Raw genomic sequence first — 3,199 nt, 5'->3', positions numbered from 1 at the left:
TTTTCTTTTCCATAATTAATGTTCGTACAGCTGTGTGTCAAGCACTGGGATGACATCTTCCTATCCAGTTCATGAATTGCAACCAGCTATAAACATTAAAAAATTTACCAAGCGAAAAAAGGCAAAAGAAGCACTGGTCAGTATTTATTTTCAGTATTGGCGTTCTTAACAATGATACAAAAAATAATATCATAGAATTTAATAGGATAACCCCTAGAGAATCCTACGTCCAAAAAGAGGCAAATCGTGCTGTGCTGCTTAAATAAGCCGATGTAAAAGGTAAGCTAAATTCTTGCAGGGAAAATATTTCAAGCAGCAAAGCACCGTTGGTTGAACCGAATTTATAGAGTGTGCAACTAGAACACTTCAACTACTACACTCGATTAACAAATTTTAATACAAAAGGGAAAAACGTTATGGAAACAATGAAAAAAATAGGAAAAGCTACTGCTAAAAAATTCAAAAATTGGAAGGGTACCACTGCTTCAAAAGAGCCGAACGCCTCCAGCAGTAAGGACTTTTTAGAGGAGATCGAAAAACCTTCAGAAAGTATTCTTAATGTAGAAACAACCATAGAACAGCAAATTCTACCTTCAACTGTTACAACAGAAACTGCTACCATAGCTGAATCATGCAACAATATAACAACAATAGAAGATCAAAATACTCCTATAGTTGGCAATGTCGAAGAAACTACTATGCAAGAGCTAAACGCCTCTGACAGCCTCTCTTCAGCCGAAATAAAGCCATGTGATGCTGTAGAAGAAAAACCATCAATAAAAATAGCGCAGCAAAGACAAGCAATCATAGCTGGTTTTGTTGGTACAGCGTTATTAGTGAGTAGTGTTGCGTTGTGTATCATGGAAATGCACGTTATAGCGGTGGTTGGCGGGATTGTTGGATTAGCTTGTGTAAGTTTTGTGTTGTATAATACCCTAAAGCCAAGTACGAAACTCGAGGAAGTGAAAGATGTAGAACAACCTGTTGTCCAGTCTTCTTTGAATCCAACATAGTTGAGTATGTTCAAGAACCATAAGCACCAGGTTAATTTTTCTAACCAAACCTTTCAAAATTTTAACCTAACATTTCCGTTTTTTATCCTATAGAATGGTATGCTGTTTGTCCTGAGTTTGAGAAATTTTACTTACTCTTTCACACCACTTTCCTTTTTTCTGTTCATTAGGCAAGATAATTTTTTCAGAAGGTTGGCCTGGCCTTTCAAAATATCCTTGTTCAATAGCGTCGTACACTAAATACTCACCCAGTGAGCAATTTTCCCCTATTTCTTCTTTACAGTTCTTTAATTTTTCCCACATTTCTTGATCTCTTACTTCTACCTTTACTAGGTTCTTATTTTGCATATCAGGGTACAGTCTCACTTCTAATTCTCCCAAACTGGTATAGAAAATTAATACTATATCACTACCATCTATAAGGTCAGTATAATGCCTGATGCCATTTACCGTTATAATTTCCACCTCACTTTTACCGATCTTTATTACATCTCTCCCATATCCTGTTTCTTCCTGAGCTAGTCCTAAATTCCTTGCTCCATCTGTAATCTTCGCAACATCTACTTTGCTGTCCTCTGAGTATTCTAAGTAAAAAGTAGAGTTACCTATTCTTGCATCATTCAGCTTACCATTGGTCGCACTTTTTGCAATTTTAATAAACTTATGAGCATTATTAATATAATCTGCATGAGCTTTTTTTATGTTAGCTTTATGATCTTTAAATTCTAATTCCAGTTCGCCCATTACATCCATACTATTTTTATTATAAAATACTGCTCCTCTTGATACCAGCTTACATATTATATCACTGGCAACTTTAGGATTCTTTTTTAACTCACCAATTCTTTTTATCACATAATCTGTGAAACTATACCAGTTACATATAATAGGGTCTTCTGGAGAAAAGTCTTTGTTAAAATTTATCCGCACTCCAGATCTGATAGCCTCATCTACAACTTTTTCTAGTTTGTTCATATCTTCAGCTTTAGATACCCTGTCTAGAAAATCATCTAATCTTTTCTGTTGATCTGACGTTAAACGGTGCCATAAAACGAGGGAACGTTCTTTCTCTGCTATACAATAAGGTACATCGCATGATGCCCCTGCCTTCAAAAATAACTCCCTTATTTCTGCACCAATAGCTTTATCAAAATAAGCAATACGTCTAGCCAATTCAAGAACTTCTAATTCATCTCTTTCACTCCGAATATTTAATACCACTTTTAGATCTGGGTTGCTCTTGTGTTTATCCAAAAACTCTTTTAAAGTTTTAGTGAAGCGAATAGAGCCGAATATAGGCATTACAGGAATGTTATATAACTCTTTACGCAACTCCTCTTGTTCTTTAGTTAAAAGAAGCCCTGCCACATTGTAATGACTATCATCGATTGCAACCCGTTGTGGAGTTTTTCCTTGTCTATCACACATACTTGGATTAGCACCCGCCCGAAGTAGTGAGCTTACACCTTTATCATTACCAATAGCAGCAGCATAGTGCAAAGGCGTTTCTCCTTCATTATTTTTTGCGTTAGGATCTGCTCCTGCTTTCAAAAGTAAATCTACAGCTTGATCTACCCGATCACGAATCGCTTCCCTTGTACGAGCTCTTGAAACCGCATGCAACACCGTTACTCCGGATTCTCCCCTTGGAAGGTCAAGAATGACTTTTAGATTTGGGTCATTTTCATTACTTTTTAAAAATTCTTCAAGCTCAACAGCACTGCCATTATCATAATCAAAAATATTATCCTCATACCAGTCTAGGTATTTTAAAATACTTAGTAGTTTTGCGTTTAACTCTTTTTGACTTCCCTTGAGATCATGCTCTTGAGCAAACCAAACACACACTTGTTTTCGTAGTGAATCTCGATCATCCATCAAGGATGGTGGCACCATATTATAACTTTCAAATGGCAAAATGGCTATTTGAGTCCACGAGGTTTCTAAATGATTATTACATGAAACTTGTAAAAGATATTCTTCTTTAATTAATTCATGCCCATCATCAAATGGCTCATCTGTTTCCAAATACTCTTGCCCAGTACTTAATTCCTCTTCTTCTTTTATTGTTTCTAACCTTTGCTTAAATTTTACAAAATGTTCTTTTAACTTTGCAGTAGAATCCATACCACCTCCTAGCCAATATAAATACAAGATCAATAATATATGATTTATAATATTAGGTC

Annotated in this window: 2 protein-coding genes; one reads left to right on the top strand and one right to left on the bottom strand. The window is 35.7% G+C overall.

Features of this window, described 5'->3' with window-relative positions:
• Positions 1-416: 416 nt before the first annotated feature.
• The gene (locus DM84_RS05545; RefSeq protein WP_250778969.1) at positions 417-1,013 is read left to right on the top strand and encodes a hypothetical protein; all 597 of its coding nucleotides are present in this window, start codon (positions 417-419) and stop codon (positions 1,011-1,013) included.
• An 87-nt stretch (positions 1,014-1,100) separates the two neighbouring features.
• On the opposite strand, the gene DM84_RS05540 is transcribed toward DM84_RS05545, so the two are convergent.
• Positions 1,101-3,199 (bottom strand): ankyrin repeat domain-containing protein (locus tag DM84_RS05540; protein ID WP_349305109.1); only part of this gene is annotated, 2,099 nt, incomplete at its 5' end.

Origin of the sequence: Wolbachia pipientis (assembly GCF_023661085.1) — a bacterium.
Lineage (GTDB): Bacteria > Pseudomonadota > Alphaproteobacteria > Rickettsiales > Anaplasmataceae > Wolbachia.
Note: the sequence above shows the minus strand (reverse complement) of the source record. Positions and strands in the feature narration are given on the sequence as shown.